Source organism: Winogradskyella sp. (assembly GCF_028282165.1).
Taxonomy (GTDB): domain Bacteria; phylum Bacteroidota; class Bacteroidia; order Flavobacteriales; family Flavobacteriaceae; genus Winogradskyella.
Genome location: NZ_JANQIM010000015.1, coordinates 48337 through 64654, shown reverse-complemented (window position 1 = coordinate 64654; position 16318 = coordinate 48337). Strand labels below are relative to the sequence as shown.

Annotated in this window: 18 protein-coding genes; 8 read left to right on the top strand and 10 right to left on the bottom strand. The window is 35.1% G+C overall.

The genetic code is table 11. The features are described from left to right. On the bottom strand, positions 1-325 hold a 325-nt coding region (locus Q0972_RS07260; RefSeq protein ID WP_299364273.1), incomplete at its 3' end, for an NAD(P)-binding protein. A 315-nt stretch (positions 326-640) separates the two neighbouring features. Here Q0972_RS07260 and Q0972_RS07255 point away from each other — a divergent pair. Beyond that, positions 641-1669, top strand: a complete 1029-nt coding sequence (locus Q0972_RS07255) for a sensor histidine kinase (RefSeq protein WP_299364271.1) — start codon at positions 641-643, stop codon at positions 1667-1669. A gap of 17 nt (positions 1670-1686) precedes the next feature. Next, positions 1687-2403: a LytTR family DNA-binding domain-containing protein gene (locus Q0972_RS07250; protein ID WP_299364270.1), complete on the top strand. Its 717-nt coding sequence runs from the start codon at positions 1687-1689 to the stop codon at positions 2401-2403. An 8-nt stretch (positions 2404-2411) separates the two neighbouring features. On the opposite strand, the gene Q0972_RS07245 is transcribed toward Q0972_RS07250, so the two are convergent. From Q0972_RS07245 to rlmD, 4 genes are read right to left on the bottom strand one after another with little or no spacing between them, the layout of a single operon-like run. Beyond that, the gene (locus tag Q0972_RS07245) at positions 2412-3170 is read right to left on the bottom strand and encodes a DUF6048 family protein (RefSeq protein ID WP_299364268.1); all 759 of its coding nucleotides are present in this window, start codon (positions 3168-3170) and stop codon (positions 2412-2414) included. Then, positions 3136-3726 (bottom strand): DUF6452 family protein, encoded by a 591-nt coding sequence (locus Q0972_RS07240; RefSeq protein ID WP_299364266.1) that lies wholly within the window; start codon positions 3724-3726, stop codon positions 3136-3138. Before Q0972_RS07240 ends, Q0972_RS07245 begins: the two co-directional genes overlap by 35 nt. A gap of 15 nt (positions 3727-3741) precedes the next feature. Next, complete coding sequence (locus Q0972_RS07235) at positions 3742-4104, bottom strand: four helix bundle protein (protein ID WP_299364264.1); 363 nt, start codon at positions 4102-4104, stop codon at positions 3742-3744. A 32-nt stretch (positions 4105-4136) separates the two neighbouring features. After that, positions 4137-5591 (bottom strand): 23S rRNA (uracil(1939)-C(5))-methyltransferase RlmD, encoded by a 1455-nt coding sequence (gene rlmD, locus Q0972_RS07230; protein ID WP_299364261.1) that lies wholly within the window; start codon positions 5589-5591, stop codon positions 4137-4139. A 196-nt stretch (positions 5592-5787) separates the two neighbouring features. On the opposite strand from rlmD, the gene Q0972_RS07225 reads away from it, so the two are divergent. The 3 genes from Q0972_RS07225 (at position 5788) to rocD (ending at position 8168) form a co-directional block, all read left to right on the top strand. Next, the gene (locus Q0972_RS07225; protein ID WP_299364259.1) at positions 5788-6339 is read left to right on the top strand and encodes a sigma-70 family RNA polymerase sigma factor; all 552 of its coding nucleotides are present in this window, start codon (positions 5788-5790) and stop codon (positions 6337-6339) included. Continuing rightward, positions 6329-6715, top strand: a complete 387-nt coding sequence (locus Q0972_RS07220; protein ID WP_299364258.1) for a DUF6768 family protein — start codon at positions 6329-6331, stop codon at positions 6713-6715. Before Q0972_RS07225 ends, Q0972_RS07220 begins: the two co-directional genes overlap by 11 nt. A gap of 172 nt (positions 6716-6887) precedes the next feature. Then, a complete protein-coding gene (gene rocD / locus Q0972_RS07215; RefSeq protein WP_299364256.1) occupies positions 6888-8168 on the top strand; it encodes an ornithine--oxo-acid transaminase in 1281 nt (426 codons plus the stop codon). Between the two features lie 75 nt (positions 8169-8243). On the opposite strand, the gene Q0972_RS07210 is transcribed toward rocD, so the two are convergent. After that, on the bottom strand, positions 8244-8579 hold the full coding sequence (locus Q0972_RS07210; protein ID WP_299364254.1) for a CCC motif membrane protein: 336 nt from the start codon (positions 8577-8579) through the stop codon (positions 8244-8246). A 7-nt stretch (positions 8580-8586) separates the two neighbouring features. Next, on the bottom strand, positions 8587-8886 hold the full coding sequence (locus Q0972_RS07205; protein WP_299364252.1) for a DUF2752 domain-containing protein: 300 nt from the start codon (positions 8884-8886) through the stop codon (positions 8587-8589). A 79-nt stretch (positions 8887-8965) separates the two neighbouring features. On the opposite strand from Q0972_RS07205, the gene Q0972_RS07200 reads away from it, so the two are divergent. After that, positions 8966-9184, top strand: coding sequence for a hypothetical protein (locus Q0972_RS07200; RefSeq protein ID WP_299364250.1), 219 nt, complete (start codon positions 8966-8968; stop codon positions 9182-9184). Beyond that, positions 9174-9731: a Smr/MutS family protein gene (locus Q0972_RS07195; RefSeq protein WP_299364247.1), complete on the top strand. Its 558-nt coding sequence runs from the start codon at positions 9174-9176 to the stop codon at positions 9729-9731. The genes Q0972_RS07200 and Q0972_RS07195 overlap by 11 nt, the downstream gene beginning before the upstream one ends. Here the strand turns inward: Q0972_RS07195 and Q0972_RS07190 are convergent. Beyond that, complete coding sequence (locus Q0972_RS07190) at positions 9728-10672, bottom strand: hypothetical protein (RefSeq protein WP_299364244.1); 945 nt, start codon at positions 10670-10672, stop codon at positions 9728-9730. The genes Q0972_RS07195 and Q0972_RS07190 overlap by 4 nt on opposite strands. Before the next feature lie 87 nt (positions 10673-10759). On the opposite strand from Q0972_RS07190, the gene Q0972_RS07185 reads away from it, so the two are divergent. Beyond that, the gene (locus Q0972_RS07185) at positions 10760-11905 is read left to right on the top strand and encodes a cysteine desulfurase family protein (protein WP_299364242.1); all 1146 of its coding nucleotides are present in this window, start codon (positions 10760-10762) and stop codon (positions 11903-11905) included. Here the strand turns inward: Q0972_RS07185 and Q0972_RS07180 are convergent. Together Q0972_RS07180 and Q0972_RS07175 are read right to left on the bottom strand one after the other, a co-directional pair. After that, a complete protein-coding gene (locus tag Q0972_RS07180; protein ID WP_299364240.1) occupies positions 11895-13655 on the bottom strand; it encodes a T9SS type A sorting domain-containing protein in 1761 nt (586 codons plus the stop codon). The genes Q0972_RS07185 and Q0972_RS07180 overlap by 11 nt on opposite strands. Before the next feature lie 162 nt (positions 13656-13817). Continuing rightward, a complete protein-coding gene (locus tag Q0972_RS07175) occupies positions 13818-16313 on the bottom strand; it encodes a TonB-dependent receptor (protein WP_299364238.1) in 2496 nt (831 codons plus the stop codon). Positions 16314-16318 lie beyond the last annotated feature (5 nt).

Here is a 16318-nt window from a genome sequence, read left to right as displayed (position 1 = left end):
CATTAACAATTTCAGGTAAAATTGAACTAGAAACATGAATCCATTCACCACCCATGGAAATAGGAAAATCCGAAAATAAAGTATTATGCTTTATGCGTCCACCAAAAGTTGGGTTGGCCTCAATGATTTGGAAATTGATGCCTTGCTGAGCGAGCAAATAACCAGCAGCCATACCAGCAGGTCCTGCCCCAATAATAATCACCGATTCAGGTGAATTATTATTACTGGAATTGGTATTAGAACTGCTACATGAGGACATTACGGATTGTAGAGGTAATGAAATACCTAACAATCCACACACCTTTATAAATTCTTTTCTAGTCATAAGCCTTAGTTTTTAAACAAATTAGCTTTAATTTCCCATTTGAGTCGATTCTCCATGAGATAACGAATTGTGTTTTATATCATAATTTTATTCGAAGGTATAATTATGGCTCCCAAAAAACTACAAAATTCAATAAGCGGTTATTTTAGTTCTATAAGTGGTGGATAGTTTTTTATGAACGCCTGCTCCCAGTTTTTAGCTACTATTTATAGAACAAACGGTTACGCTCATCGGATTGTTGCTATCATTTATGAGATTTCTTGTACAAGCTGACTAAAAATATATAAACTTGTTATCAAAATTTTGTTGAAAGATTTGGCGATTAAAAGCTTCAGAAAATATAGTATTATAGTTCAGATGACCATATGGCTGATCTATTTGAGTTCAACAATTGTATATGACATCGGCACTGTAGGGTTTTGGCCTGCTTTTGTATTTGGTTTAAGTGATACGATAGCAATGGCCGCCATTGTGTATTTTCACTATTTTAAACTATTGCCAATACTAGTCAATAAGAACTACTTTAAATATTTGTTTTCGACCATAGTAACAGTGTTTATTGTTGGTTTTACCTTTGCTTTTCTGGATAATAATTTACCATTTGATTATCCTATTACTCATAGTTATTGGGATTCTATTGTATATAATGTTCTTCAGCTATTACTTTTTATTATTATATCGAGTATGTTCTATTTTGTACATAATTGGTATCTACAACGTGAGAAAGAGGATGAATTAAAGGTAGAAAAATTAAAAGCCGAACTCAATTTTTTGCGTTCTCAGATCAACCCTCATTTCTTGTTCAATACACTAAACAATATCTATTCTTACGCACAAACTGGTAATGAAAAAACAGCGCCTATGTTAGAAAAACTCTCTGGTATTTTGCGCTTTATGGTTTATGACTGTAACAGTGATACTGTAGAACTAAATAAAGAAATTGAAGCTATAGAGAACTTATTAGAAATTCATCGCATGAAAATGTCAGCTCAAAATAATGTTATATTCCACTATCAAAATAATAGAGGGTATCATTTAGTGGCTCCATTGATTTTGATCAACTTGGTAGAAAATGCTTGTAAGCATTCAGATACTTTGAGTAACAAAGGTGGCTTCATAAAGATTGATGCATCAGTAGTAAAAAAGCATGATTTAGTATTTTCTATATCAAATACAATAAAGAAAAAATCTAATAGTACACTATTAAACTATAGTGGTATGGGTTTGGAAAATATTAAAAAGCGATTAAAACTATTGTATGAAAATGATTATATAATGAAGGAAAATATTGAGAACAATGTTTACTATTTACAGTTAGAAATCCCTTTAATGCGTAAACGATAAATAGTTATAATTACTAAATGGAATTACTAAATGTATTAATATTAGATGATGAAGAGCCTGCAAGAACACTTTTAGAGTCGTATTGTAATAAAATTGAAACACTAAAAGTTATTGGTAAAGCCAGTAACGTACTTGAAGCAAAGTCCATTATAGATGCTGGACACGTGGATATTTTATTGAGCGATATTCAAATGGATGATCTAACTGGTATCGACCTTCAAAAAATGCTTAAGGATAAGCTTGTTACCATTTTCACTACCGCTTATTCAGAATATGCTTTGGAGAGTTATGATCTCGATGTGGTAGATTATTTGGTAAAGCCTTTCTCTTTTCAGCGATTTTATCAGGCTATAGACAAAGCAAAGGAATTGATTGAATTTAGTACTAAAAGTAAGGAATCTCTAGATAACCAAAGCCAGTACGTCTTCATTAAAACGAATCGTAAAATGGTAAAAGTTAATTTTGATGATATATTATTTACGGAAAGTTACGGCGAATATGTTAGGATTTATACCAATGAAGATATTATTCTGGCGTTACAAACGACATCATTTATGGAAACGCTTTTGCCTAGCGATGACTTTATACGCATTCATAGATCTCATATAATTAATTTAAATCATATTAAGGAAATAAATGGGAACCAAATTAAAATTGAAGACCATAAGCTCGTCATAAGTAAGCGCATGAAAGACAATTTTATGAAGACCATAAAAAAGAAAGGCATCATTTAAAGCCTCATTTATTCAGCTTCCTTCTCTTGAACGACGACTTTGTCTTTTTTGAAGATAGGAATTAAGTACGATAAATTAAACCCAAACCCCACACCAAAACGGCCGCTATCGTAGGTGCGGTTGAAGCCAGGGATGTAAAGATTTTCGTAACCATCAGGTGCAGTTTCTGTTATTAAACCTTTTAGTTGGGCATTAATACCGGCGAAGAAGTTGTTGAACAATTCTGCTTTCAGACCAACAATTATCTCTACCCAAAAGGCTGTTAGACCGTCAAATTCTGTACCTTCCTCAACAGTGAATTGTTGATTCCAATACTGGTTGTTTACATTGTAAATATTATAACTATTTAAGGTCTGACTAAATGTGCTTGCACCACCTCTAAAACCTATATAGATCATATTCTCCATATCTAACCAGTTTCTATAGAAGTTTAAGTCAACACCACCTTTAATATAGCTTCCCGATGTCGTATTGTTGAGTACTTCGTTGTCTGTAGTAAATTCCTCATTGCCAATTTCACCAGCTAAATAAATCCGTTTTGTTAGGCGATAATCGCCCATAATCTCAAAACCAGTATAATTATCATCTATAAAAGTACGAGCTAACTTGCTCATGTCTGCACCTAATCTTAAACCATACTTTTGTTTGTAAATAAGGGTATCTCTTACAGTATTATTCTCCTCTTGCGATAAAGCCATTGTTGTAGAAAGCAACAGCAATATGATAGTGCTTTTAATGTAAGATACGTACATGTGCTGTGTTTTCATTTTCTACAATTGTAACGACTGTTTCTATATTGCTTATCCAAGTACTGCCATCGCTGGCTTCAAAATTTATGTCTAAGTTGTTGAAGATACTTTTATAGCCACAAGCTCTTGAAACATAAACAAACTCGGATGAATAAGACACCTCAATAATATCTACGTTAGAAACGGTAGTATCATCTTCATCTAAGCGTAAATTGGTGTCCTTTTCTAAAATGAATCGCGATGTTGTAATCTCGTTTTCATTTCCAATTAATAAGGGTAGCTCAATAACATTGGCATTAGAATTAAATATAATAGTACCGTCGATATTATTCTCTGTTGGTTCAGTTGGCATACCTGCTTCGTCAGTAACCAAACCTTCACCATATGCCGTTAATCTTGCAACACTTTTTAACTCATCCGTATCATTAACATCATAGAACTCAATCAAAAGACGTGGTGTAGTAGGTGTAGTTTCGGCACAAATATCGTCGCGTTCGCAACTTTGTAATATCATTCCGATTGCAAGGAATAAGGCCAAAACCGCTATAGTTATTATTTTATTTGATGTATGCATAAAAGGCTGATGCGTTTATTTGTTGAGTTGGTAACTTCTTAACGCATTAAGCATATTAGTTATTTTTTCAATTTTATTTCTGGCTAATATATAATCATTCTTAGATATAAAGCCTAAATCTTTACTAATTATTAATTGATTTAAGACCTCCATTGCAGAACTAAAAGAAATAGTAGAGAAATGAGCTTTATCTTTTTGTGTTTTTCTCGAAGTTCTTTCTGCTAAATTGGAAGATATAGATATTGAATCTCTCCTTAGTTGACTAATTAATCCAAACTTTTCTTCATTTAGGAATGATTCGGTTAAGCTATAGATGGCTTTAACTAGAGTAATCGATTCTTGCCAAACATCGAGCTTTTCAAATGAGTATATTTTCATATTCGAATAAACAAATCAGCAAATTAACAGAATTACTTTCTCTCAAACAAAACAACAGTCTCAATATGAGCTGTATGGGGAAACTGATCCACTAAACTTAACTTTTTTATTTGATAACCAGCAAGTATTAATTGCTCTGTATCTCTTGCTTGTGTGGCAGGGTTACAAGATACATAAACCAAACGTTTCGCATTGAGGTTTATTATTTTTTTTAGCGTTTTGGGAGCAATGCCAGCACGTGCCGGGTCTAAAATAAGCGTTCGTATTTTATTGATGTATTCTGGATGCTGATTTAAGAATCTACCAACATCAGCAGTATAGAACTCTAAGCCTTCAATATTGTTTCGTTTTGCATTTTCTTTTGCATCTTCAATGGCAGAAGCAACAATGTCTACGCCTATGATTTTAGCATTATGAGCTTTGCTAGCTATTATTTGTCCGATGGTACCTGTACCACAAAACAGATCTAATACCACAGAATTATCCACAGCATTTTTATCTTCCAGAGCGTAATCCACTACTTTACTATATAGCTTTTCTGCACATTTTGGATTGGTTTGAAAAAAACTCTTCATGCTAATCTCAAAGTTTAGCCCAAGAAGTTCTTCTATAATCTTATCCTCACCATAAACTAGACTAATACTTCCGGTTGTTGCAATGGTTCTATCACCAATTTCATCATTAATAGTGTGCAATACACCAGCTACTCGATTTCCGAAAAGTTTTACTAATAAGTTTGCAAACTTATCTAAACTAAATTTTGACAAGTCATAGGAGGTGGTCACTAAATTGAATAAAAGCTGATTGGTTTTGTATGACTTACGAACAACAAAATAACGGAAAAAGCCTTCTTTTCTTGGCGCATGCCATGCTGCTAAACCTGTATCCTCACAATAGCCTCTAATCGTTTTAAGATTGTTTTCTAATTCTGAATCAAATAACCCCGAATCCTTATCTAGATTTTCACCACACCACCATAGACCTCGTCTTTTAAAACCAAGCGTAAACTCATCCACATCCTTTTTCAGATCTTTATTATAGCCAATAGCGGAAAATCCGTATTCCATTTTATTGCGATAATGAAATGTATTTGGCGAACTCACAAATTCATCAAACTTAGTTTCAATGTCTGTTACTTTTCCTATACGTTTAAAAAGCTCTAATGTGCTATCTTTTTTATAGGTGTGTTGTATTCTGACAGGAAGCTTAATGTATGGTGCACCAGGAATATCTTGGTAAGGCATTTCGATTTCGTCATCTGATGGTTTTAACACATCCAATAATTTACATTCTGCATATGTTTTACTCGATTTTTTTACCTGAGCCTTAACCAATTGACCAGGAAGTGTATTGGGTACAAAAACAACAAACTCACCAAGTTCGTTTCTAATACGTCCAATGCCTTTTCCGCCAAAGGCATAATCTTCGATTAGGATATCGATGACTTGTCCTCGTTTTACAAATTTATTGCGCTCTCGTTTTGGCACTGTTGCTTAAAATTTGAGTGCAAAAGTACATGAATTTTTGTATTCTACTTAAGTCAAAGCTTCATCCTAAAGAAAAAAATAATGGCATTTTCAACTATCTTTAAGTAGTTTGAAATAAAATTGAACCTTTTTAATTCTTTTTCGTCTTTATAATATAAGAGTCGTAAATATTAATACACGGATAATTCACCTTTGATTGAAAACAGACGAACATATAGATGAAGTTTTAGTTGAAGCCTTTAAGGCTGGTGATAAAAAAGCATTGGCAGCTTTAGTGAAGCGTTGGCACAAACAATTCTGTAATAAGGCCTATTGGATGGTTAATGATAAAGATGCTGCTAAGGACATTGCCCAGGATAGCTGGACAACTATAATTGACAAGATAGATAAGCTCAAGGATCCTAAACGGTTCAAATATTGGGCCTTTAGGATTGTATGTAATAAATCTACGGATTGGTTACGATTACAAGCAAAAAATAGAAATAATACCATTAACCATGAAGTAGAAATTAAAAGTGTTAGTGGTAATAATTCAGAAAAAGAACAACTTAAACAACTGCTCTTAAAAACGGTAGATGAGTTACCAAAAAACCAAAGTACGGTCATTAGGCTTTTCTACTTACAATCCTACAGTCTAAAACAGATAAGTGATTTGCTTGAAATATCAATTGGAACAGCCAAATCTAGACTGTTCCACGCAAGAGAAAAAATAAAAACAATTTTAAAAAACAGTAATTATGAAAACTAATATGGAAGACATCGACAAATTAATTAAAGAGACGTTAACAGAAGAAGAAGCTAAATTCTATGACGAGTTAGATGAACAAAACCTTTGGCAAATGGTCTTCGGTATATTTAAGGGAAAGAATAGTTGGGTCGTTTATGTGATGTCGATTGTACAGCTCATTTTCTTTGGATTGTTCATTTATTGCGCCATTCAATTTTTTGAAGTTGAAGCCACAAATGACCTGATTAAATGGGGAGTTTTTGGGACTTTGGCTTTGATGGCCTCAAGTATGCTTAAGTTATTTTCTTGGATGCAAATGGATAAGAAAGCCATCATTAGGGAAATTAAGCGTTTAGAGCTACAAGTCTCGTCGCTGTCTGGAAAAATTTCTGAGTAAGTTTTTAAGAGAGAGGAATATTTAGTAATTTGCCAATATCTAGGGATGATTTCTCTCCCACGCTGCTTTTTCAGGGCTTCACCATAACTTCAAAAAATGGTACGCAAAGTCCTTGAAGGAATAAAGGTAGAGCAGGAATGGTTATTTTATTCATTATTAAAATTTTATTAAAATGGCTGTTTTAGACCACATTTCATCGCAAGAAGCGATGGCACTAGAAAACAAATATGGAGCACAAAATTACCATCCCTTGCCAGTAGTATTGAGTAAAGGTGAAGGAGTTTTTGTTTGGGATGTAGAGGGTAAAAAATATTACGATTTCCTATCCGCTTACTCATCTTTAAACCAAGGGCATTGCCACCCTAAAATTGTAAACGCTTTGACCCAACAGGCGCAGCGATTAACCTTAACATCTAGGGCATTTTATAACGACATGCTTGGACGCTATGAGAAGTATGCCACAGAATATTTTAAGTTCGATAAGATGTTACCGATGAATTCTGGGGCAGAAGCCGTAGAAACTGCTTTAAAGCTTTGTAGAAAATGGGCTTATGAAGTTAAAGGAATTGATCTTAATAAGGCCGAGATTATTGTTTGCAAAAACAATTTTCATGGCAGAACAACAACAATTATTTCGTTTTCTAACGATCCCGTTGCCCGAAAACACTTTGGACCATATACCGATGGATTTATAAAGGTTGAATTTGATAATTTGCAAGAATTAGAAGCCGTATTGAGCAGTAATCCTAATATTGCAGGTTTCATGGTAGAGCCCATTCAAGGTGAAGCAGGGGTCTATGTACCAAGTGAAAACTATTTAATTGAGGCAAAAGCACTTTGTGAAAAGTACAACGTGCTGTTTATAGCTGATGAGGTGCAGACAGGTATAGCACGTACAGGTAGACTTTTGGCAACCTGCGGAAACTGTACATGCCCCAATAAGGATTGTTCAGGCACGCCAGATGTTAAACCAGACATTTTGGTTTTGGGAAAAGCTTTAAGTGGTGGGCTGTATCCAGTATCGGCAGTTATGGCCAGTAATGAGATTATGAATGTTATACAGCCAGGGAATCACGGTAGTACCTTTGGTGGAAATCCTGTTGCCGCAGCAGTAGCCATAGCCGCATTAGAAGTTGTAAAGGATGAAGAATTAGCAGAGAACGCCGATTATTTGGGCAAAGTCTTTAGAGCTGAAATGAATAAATACATTAACAATAGTACTATTGTTAGCTCGGTAAGAGGTAGAGGATTATTAAATGCTATTGTCATTAATGATGATGAGGATAGTGATACCGCATGGAACATTTGTCTAAAGCTAAGGGACAATGGTTTGTTGGCAAAACCAACTCATGGCAATATTATTCGCTTTGCGCCTCCTTTGGTGATGACTGAAGATCAATTGTTAGAATGTGTATCTATCATAATTAAAACTTTAAAGGAATTTGAAGTTTAGGATTTTAGATTTATAGAAATGAAAAGCGATTCTACATGTAGAATCGCTTTTTTTTATTAGGTTATTAAATAGATATTAAATCTCAATACCCATTTGTTTGTAAATTTCTCGTTGCTGTTCCATATAACCTTCCCAGCCACCAGCTGCCACAATGGAATATATAGACATACCTAAAGCTATTATAGCCAATACAAGACCAATTATGGCAATGATTTTTGCAGTTTTAACTTGACTAAAGTTGCTGTATAAATCAGGTTGTTCTGCATAGAGTTTTTCATCTTTTTTTGCAAGAAAATATGCAATACCAGATAAAATAAGCCCACCAATACCAGCACTAAAACAGCAGCATATAAAAGAAATACTTCCGAGTACAATCGATGTGGTAGCATTAGGTAATTTTTGTTGTTCCATAATAAATTTATTTAAGATAAAGTTTGAGAAAATAACTGCCTACGATAACAATCACATTCAGTATAGCCAAGATAGTAATTATTTTATTGCCGCTTTTAAAGCTCTTAAAGGTATTGATACCAATAAACCCAAATAAGGCGATTAATGTATAAAGACCAGGGTACATCATAAAGGACTCAACAATTTGTCCTCTAAGCAATAAGGCTATAGAACGCTGCAATCCACAACCCATACATTCAAAGCCAAATAGCTTCTTGTTTAAGCATGGCATCATATACTCTTCTAGCCCTTTAATTAAGAAATACATAACGCTAAATTACGGATTTGTTAAATACGAAGCATTGATAATTGTTCTAAATCTTATTTTTGTATAAAAAATCAATTCCATGAGTATTTCTAGAACCATAAATTTTATTTGTATTGTTGCAGGTGGAATGATTGCCATATATGCACAAGCAGAAGCGCAGCAAAATACCTATTTGTTAATAGGCGGAATAGTACTGTTAATGTTTGGTATTTATAGGACGTCGAGAAATATTCCGAGCAAATATGATAAGCAAGAGGAAGAAACATTTGTTAAAAATGAAGAGTTAGATGAAGATTAAAGTAGGTGATTTAGTAGAAACTATAGATGATAATGTAAGTGGTGTAGTGATAAGGGTTTTAGAAGAATCCATCATCCTTGAGACTACTGATGGGTTTGAGTTTCAGTTTGATAAAAGTGAGTTGATGGTTACATCCTCTAAAAATAATTTAGATAGTGTAATTTATGATGAAGATATCGAATTAGTAAAAAAAGAGAAGGAAGTAACACGGAGAAACCCCTCTATTGCAGTAAAACCGAAAGAACGTCATGTGCCAAAGTTTGAGGTGGATTTACACATTCATCATTTAACCGATTCTACTAAGGGCATGACTAATTTTGATATGCTTAACTTACAGTTAGACACGGCAAGGCAACAGTTAGAATTTGCTATAAGAAAACGAATTCCAAAAATGGTCTTTATCCATGGCGTAGGAGAGGGGGTACTGAGGCAAGAGCTAGAAACTTTACTTGGTAGATATAATAATGTACAGTTCTATGATGCAGATTACAAAACCTATGGCATCGGGGCAACAGAGGTTAGAATCTTACAGAATATTCAACCTTAATCAATTGTTGATAATTCAAAAGACGTAATTAGTGTTCCAAAGTTGACTTCTGTTGCTGTAAAGATTTCTAAATTTATGTCTCTTACTAGAAAACTTGTATTTACTGTCCTTGTATAGATATTGTTATCGGTTAACCCAGGAGAACCATAGTTTGTAGTCTCTAAATCGTTAAGGTAATGTGCTACTAGTTCTCCCTCAGAATTTGTGTTGAGGTCATTTCTTGGGTTGAAATCGCCATCTGCATCTTCTTCAATAGTTGCTACACCATCTCCATCATCATCCGTATCTAAATAATCAGGTGTTCCATCATTATCTGTGTCTAATGGATTGGTAGCAGGGTTGCCATCACCATCAGCATTACTAGTGTCAATCTCATCTATGGTTTTTACATTATCATTGTCATCGTCCTCGTCTAAATAATCTGGAAATGCATCACCATCAGTATTTAGAGCATTAGGATAATTACCATTTTCGTCCATTTCACCACGACCTTCATCTTCACTGGAAATGCCATCATTATCGTCATCTTCAATAGTAACCGTTACATCTACTGATCCAGTAGTAGCTTCAAAATCCTGAAGAATTGTTAAATCAGCAGGAGGTACCACATCGCATAGCTCTTGGTTTGCTCCTGAACTAACGACGGCTCTGTTATAGGTTCGGTAAATAAATCTTACGGTTGTGCCATTTATGGTCAATGTTGTAGGCATATTTGAAGGTGTCGGTTCAGTAAATAACAACTCATTGTCAGTAGTTCTAGGTATGATAAGCGATAACGATTCATTAGGATCTTCTCTTAGGTCATATATTAAATAAGAGTCAATGTCATTTTCGCATCGCTCTAGATCCATGTCAAATTCTAGTTCAACAGTTATAATGTCACCGTCATCGCAAGAGATTAATAAAAGTAAAAATAGGATTGTATAGAACCAACGCGTCATAAGCTTACATTTTGAGCAAAAATAATGGATTTGTAAAATTATAACGCAGCATTGTCTAAATAATTTTATTTGCGATATTTTTGCAGCATGAAGCAAGTTTATTTAGACAATGCAGCTACCACTGCGGTTCGCGAGCAGGTTATTGAGCGAATGACCGAAGTTTTAAAGCATAATTTTGGTAATGCATCATCAACGCATAGCTTTGGACGTTCGTCTAAAGCACTTTTAGAACAATGCCGAAAAAATATTGCCAATTATTTCAATGCTTCTGCTTCAGAGATTGTGTTCACTTCAGGAGGTACTGAAGCTGATAATCTGGCATTGCGAAGTGCTGTAAGAGATTTAGGATGTACTGAGATTATTACATCTACAATTGAACACCATGCCGTTTTGCATACCTCAGAACAGTTGCAGAAAGAATATGGCATTGCCTTAAGCTTTGTTGATTTGGACGATTGCGGATCGATTGATTACAGTCATTTAGAAGTCTTGCTAAAAGGTGCAAAACAACCTATTGTTAGTCTAATGCACGTCAATAATGAGATTGGAAATATTTTGGATATTCACCGTGTAGCTGAGCTATGTAAAAATCATGGTGCATTGTTTCATTCAGATTGCGTACAGTCTGTAGGACATTTTGATTTGGACCTACAACTGATTCAACTAGATTTTTTTGCAGCTAGTGCCCACAAGTTCCATGGGCCAAAAGGCGTTGGTTTTTGTTATGTTAGAAAAGAGTCAGGACTTAAGCCTTTAATCTTTGGTGGTGAGCAGGAGCGAGGTTATAGAGCAGGGACGGAAGCTATCCATAATATTGTAGGAATGGACGAAGCTTTAAAAACGGCTTATGAAAATTTAGATAAAGAGCGAAAGTACATCACCGATATTAAGGCTTACTTTATTGAAAAATTGAAGGAAAGCATACCAGGTGTTAGTTTTAATGGCGTATGCGAAGATATGGAAAACAGTACCTATACTTTAGTAAATGTGTGTTTACCTATTGCACCCGAAAAAGCACCAATGTTGCAGTTTCAGCTCGATCTTAAAGGTATAGCATGTTCTAAGGGAAGTGCTTGCCAAAGTGGAAGCAGTCAGCAATCCCATGTGCTATCTGCTATACTAAGTGAGGATAAGTTAAGACAACCATCTGTGCGCTTCTCCTTTAGCATTTTTACTTCTAGAGAAGATATAGATTATGTGGTAGATGTACTAAATGATTTTGTTAATGCTTAACAATTATCTTTTTTGATTTTACCGTATTGGCATCCGAAGTGACATTAACAATATAAACGCCATCACTAAGTTTAGCAGTAGAAAGCTCGTACTGATTTAATACTGAGCTATACGCCTTATTAATCATAAGCTTTCCTGCAACATCAAATACTTCAATAGATCTTACATCTGTGCCATTTGGATTAATGACATTTAAAAGTTGAATATCATTATTTTGAATAATACTCAAGTTACTGATATCAAAATTGTCAATGCTTAAAGTCTCTCCAGCTACAAATACAATTTCGAAGCGATCTGTGTAATGACCTGGTTCTATATTTAGATCGTAATCTTGGTGTCTTAAGTCTATATAGAGCTCATTTTCAATATCATGGATATAAATACCTTGGGAATCATCAAAATTCTGGACATCGAATATTCTAAAGCGCAAGGGTTGCTGTTCTTCGATATCTACAATCAATGGTATGGTTAATGTTTCACTAAATGGATAAGCTTGTCCTGAATAAGATTTATCATTTAAAGTAAAATAAGCATCCGAAGCATAATTATCAGAGCGCATTAACTCTAATCCTCTATCGTGATCGAAAGTTGCCGAATCATGAAAATTAAGAACTACTTGTCTCGTATATTGACTTTCGCCAACGGTAAAATCAACGTTGACCCTAAAACGCTTATAGTCATCTGGTACAAGTGTAAGGCCATTTTCTTGATAATCTAAACCAGGATTAGAATTTCTGAAAAAGAAGCTGTCAGTACCTTCTTTTTCGTAAACACGATGCGAATTTTTTGCTCTAACTGTACCCGTAGTTCCTGCAATTCCCTGTACCATAAAACCTTGTCCAATAGGAATGTAACGTCTTGCCAATTTTGTTCCATTAGCACCTGGTGGTGGCAAAGGAAGAACATTGTCTTGCTCATCATAAGTAAAAAATACTGCAGGTGCTGTAGTAATAACAGTTCCTGCTGGATTTATAGTGAATTCTGAATAACCACCTACATAATCTACAAGTGTATGTGACGCAATAGTTCCATCTTGTTCCCAGTAGAATAGAGTATCTTCAATAGCATTTGCATTATCCGAATCGTGGATGAAAGCAGCTGAATCCATGGCGCTGGGGTATGGATTTCCTACCAGAGTAAAATCTCCGGCAGATACAGGATTGGAAATTGTGCCATTGTTTGGCTTACCTCTAAAGTCATACAATTGACTTCCAGTGATTCCAGTTCCATTTCCTTTCATAGTAAATCCTAGTCCTGGATTTATGGCGCCAGTAGACCCTACATATACCCAGTCTGAATAGGAAGTTGATGTTTGGAAAGTCCACAACCAACGATCAGATATTGTTAAAGGAGTTGCAATTCCGTTAAAACCACCTGTAAATAATGCTGGGACTGAGGTTGTAAGACCCGTTGCGTCGTTTAATAATGCTACTCTAGCATCTTCGTTGCCATTAAGTGCAGAGTTGTTACCTACTGGAGAACACCAGTAATTGTAACTCCATTGATTAACAGTGCCGGTTTGATAAATGCTTAATCGGCCAACTCCAGAATTTCCGGTTGTACCAGTTCCTTGTAATAATTGAGCTTCGTTTCTTAAATATAATGAAGAGTTGGCATCATCAAGATTAACATCATCATTAACAAATAAAACTTGATCGTTTACAAAAACAAAGGCATCATTTTGTACACTTAGTTGAGCAGATGCTATACCAAAACATAGCAATAGGCATGCGATGAGGGAATATTTCATGCTTTAAAAAATTAACAACTGTAGCTTAGTAGGGTAACCTAAAGTAAATTAGACGGTTACAAATTTATAAATTTTATTGCTTTTTGGATTGTAGTACAACGAGGATTTAAGTTGTTTCGCCAAAAAATTACCCTAATTTATGATATAATCACCTAGAAAATGTCAAAATCTAGCAGACAACCTTACATTAAACACTCTAGGAGTTAAAAAGTTTGGAATGGCAAACTGGCGCTGCGTATACACATCCCTGACCCAAGTATTGGTTATGGTATTTTGATTATTGAACATATTATAGATTTCAAAACCAATAGCTAGTTCTTTAAATGCCCTTTTCCATTTCGAATTATAGGTTTTTGTAGGATTTACAAGTTCTAGGGAAATTCCTAAATCCGCACGTCTATAATCGCGCAAACGTATCTGAAAATCGTAAGGATCGGCATAACTTGGCGATCCACCAGGCACTCCAGTATTGTAAACCAAGTTAAGATACATCTTTAAATCTGGCATATTCGGGACATAATCTTGAAATAGAGCACCAAACTTTAAGCGTTGATCTGTGGGTCTAGAAATATAGCCGCGATTATCAATATTCTCTTCGGTCTTAAGGTATCCAAAACTAAACCAAGATTCTGTTCCAGGCACAAACTCGCCATTTAAACGCATGTCTAAACCATAGGCATAAGCTTCGGCATTATTTCTAGCTCTGTATCTAATCCTAACATTCTCAACGGTATAAGGGTTAACATCGGTTAATCCTTTGTAATATGCTTCGGTGACCAATTTAAAAGGGCGGTCCCATATTTTGAAACTGTATTCGTTACCAATGACCACATGAAATGATTTCTGTGCCTTTACGTCGGGCTGTACTACTCCAGAAGAATCGCGTAATTCCCTGTAAAATGGTGGCTGATAATATAGACCACCTGCTATCCTGAAGAGCATATCTTTGTCCCAATCTGGTTTAATGGCAAATTGAGCTCTAGGACTAAATACCGTTTGTGTAGCAGATGTCACACCATCATCATTTAAAATATCGGTTTCGGTTTCGTCTACATTTACCGTCCAATTATGAATTCTAATACCTGCATTATAAAACACTTCACTGTTTCCCCATTCGGTTCGCTTACTATATTGTGCAAAGGCTTGAAGTCGATCTATTTTCACATAGTTAGTGTTTCTAATATCTTCAAAAGCAGTTAATGGTCCCGAAAACGGCTCGTAAGGTTGCTCATTAGGAAGACTAAAATTAGGAGGACGAATGTTGAAACCAGCAGAGTCAATGACTTCGTACTCCACTAGGCGATCTCTAATATCTTCATGTGTATATTTTACCGACCATTCTACGGTCGACTCTTTATCAATTTTATAATCCCCTCGATGTTCAATGTTAACGATAAAAGCATCTAGATCATTCCTGGCATGTAGTAGTTGGGAACCTATACCTTCACTAAATTCTACTTCACCTAAATTCTCATCACCAATATTAGTATTAACTTCACCTAAGCGGTATTGGGCAAAAATATCGAAGTACTCTTGTTCTGTTGTGTGATATGCAGAACCTATAAGCTTCAGGGTAAGATCATTGTTTACAAAATAGTTGGCCTTCATTGCTCCAAAATAAGTCGCATATTCGTCTTCTTCATTACCCTCATAAAACACCAATAGTGCCACTGGGTCTTGAAGCGTTCCAAAATTAGTTTGCCGGTTTTCGGGTTGAAAGTTATACTGATTCAGAGAAATGTTACCGAGAAAATTCAAATGGAATTTATCTGAAAAACGATACGTCAAATATGTTTGTGCATCTGCAAAGACCGGCTCTACATTACCTTCGGTTTCTAGATTGTTTAATATTAAGCTATTGTCCCTGTAGCGCACTCCTGCTATTCCAGAGAATTTTCCATCCTTTGAAACGGTTTCGGCGGCAATACTTCCACCCAACAGACTGAGGTCAGTTCTAATCCCAAAGCTAACAGGGTTTCTGTAGGTAATGTCTAATACGGATGATAATTTATCGCCGTATTTTGCCTGAAAGCCACCAGCTGAGAAATTTACATTTTGCACTAGATCCGTATTCACAAAACTCAAACCTTCTTGATTTCCAGATCGTATTAAAAAAGGTCTATAAACTTCAATTTCGTTGACATACACTAAATTTTCATCAAAATTTCCACCACGTACGGAATATTGCGTACTCAATTCGTTTGAGATGTTTACACCTGGTAAGGTTTTTAAGATATTTTCTATACCTGGTTGGGCACCTTTGATTGTTCTTAGAGTTCTTGGGGAAATTGTAACAACGCCTTCTTCGCTTTGTCTGGTATTTGTAGAAATTACAACTTCTGCAATCTGTTCTGCTTCAACTTTCATTACAGGATTGTATTCTAACTCCTGTCCATTTTTTAATTTAAACTTTTGTACAATGCGTTTATGCCCAAGGTGAGTGAATTCTATTGTAACTTCTGTATCAGAGGGTATTCTTAATTCATAAAACCCATTTTCATTACTAGCAGTCCCTTCACCGCTATTGGTTCTTATGTTTACATCTTCAATTGGATTATTGGATTCGTCCAAAATAACACCTCTTATTATAGCAGACTGTGAGAAGGAAAGCCCACAAAAAAGTAAGCCAAGCAGAACAATAAAATATATGCGTTTCAAATAGT

Excerpts from the sequence above, each read along its gene's own strand:
- Q0972_RS07250 (WP_299364270.1), top strand. The coding sequence starts at position 1,687 with ATGGAATTACTAAATGTATTAATATTAGATGATGAAGAGCCTGCAAGA.
- Q0972_RS07245 (WP_299364268.1), bottom strand. The coding sequence starts at position 3,170 with ATGAAAACACAGCACATGTACGTATCTTACATTAAAAGCACTATCATA.
- Q0972_RS07240 (WP_299364266.1), bottom strand. The coding sequence starts at position 3,726 with ATGCATACATCAAATAAAATAATAACTATAGCGGTTTTGGCCTTATTC.
- Q0972_RS07235 (WP_299364264.1), bottom strand. The coding sequence starts at position 4,104 with ATGAAAATATACTCATTTGAAAAGCTCGATGTTTGGCAAGAATCGATT.
- Q0972_RS07220 (WP_299364258.1), top strand. The coding sequence starts at position 6,329 with ATGAAAACTAATATGGAAGACATCGACAAATTAATTAAAGAGACGTTA.
- rocD (WP_299364256.1), top strand. The coding sequence starts at position 6,888 with ATGGCTGTTTTAGACCACATTTCATCGCAAGAAGCGATGGCACTAGAA.
- Q0972_RS07210 (WP_299364254.1), bottom strand. The coding sequence starts at position 8,579 with ATGGAACAACAAAAATTACCTAATGCTACCACATCGATTGTACTCGGA.
- Q0972_RS07205 (WP_299364252.1), bottom strand. The coding sequence starts at position 8,886 with ATGTATTTCTTAATTAAAGGGCTAGAAGAGTATATGATGCCATGCTTA.
- Q0972_RS07200 (WP_299364250.1), top strand. The coding sequence starts at position 8,966 with ATGAGTATTTCTAGAACCATAAATTTTATTTGTATTGTTGCAGGTGGA.
- Q0972_RS07195 (WP_299364247.1), top strand. The coding sequence starts at position 9,174 with ATGAAGATTAAAGTAGGTGATTTAGTAGAAACTATAGATGATAATGTA.
- Q0972_RS07190 (WP_299364244.1), bottom strand. The coding sequence starts at position 10,672 with ATGACGCGTTGGTTCTATACAATCCTATTTTTACTTTTATTAATCTCT.
- Q0972_RS07185 (WP_299364242.1), top strand. The coding sequence starts at position 10,760 with ATGAAGCAAGTTTATTTAGACAATGCAGCTACCACTGCGGTTCGCGAG.
- Q0972_RS07180 (WP_299364240.1), bottom strand. The coding sequence starts at position 13,655 with ATGAAATATTCCCTCATCGCATGCCTATTGCTATGTTTTGGTATAGCA.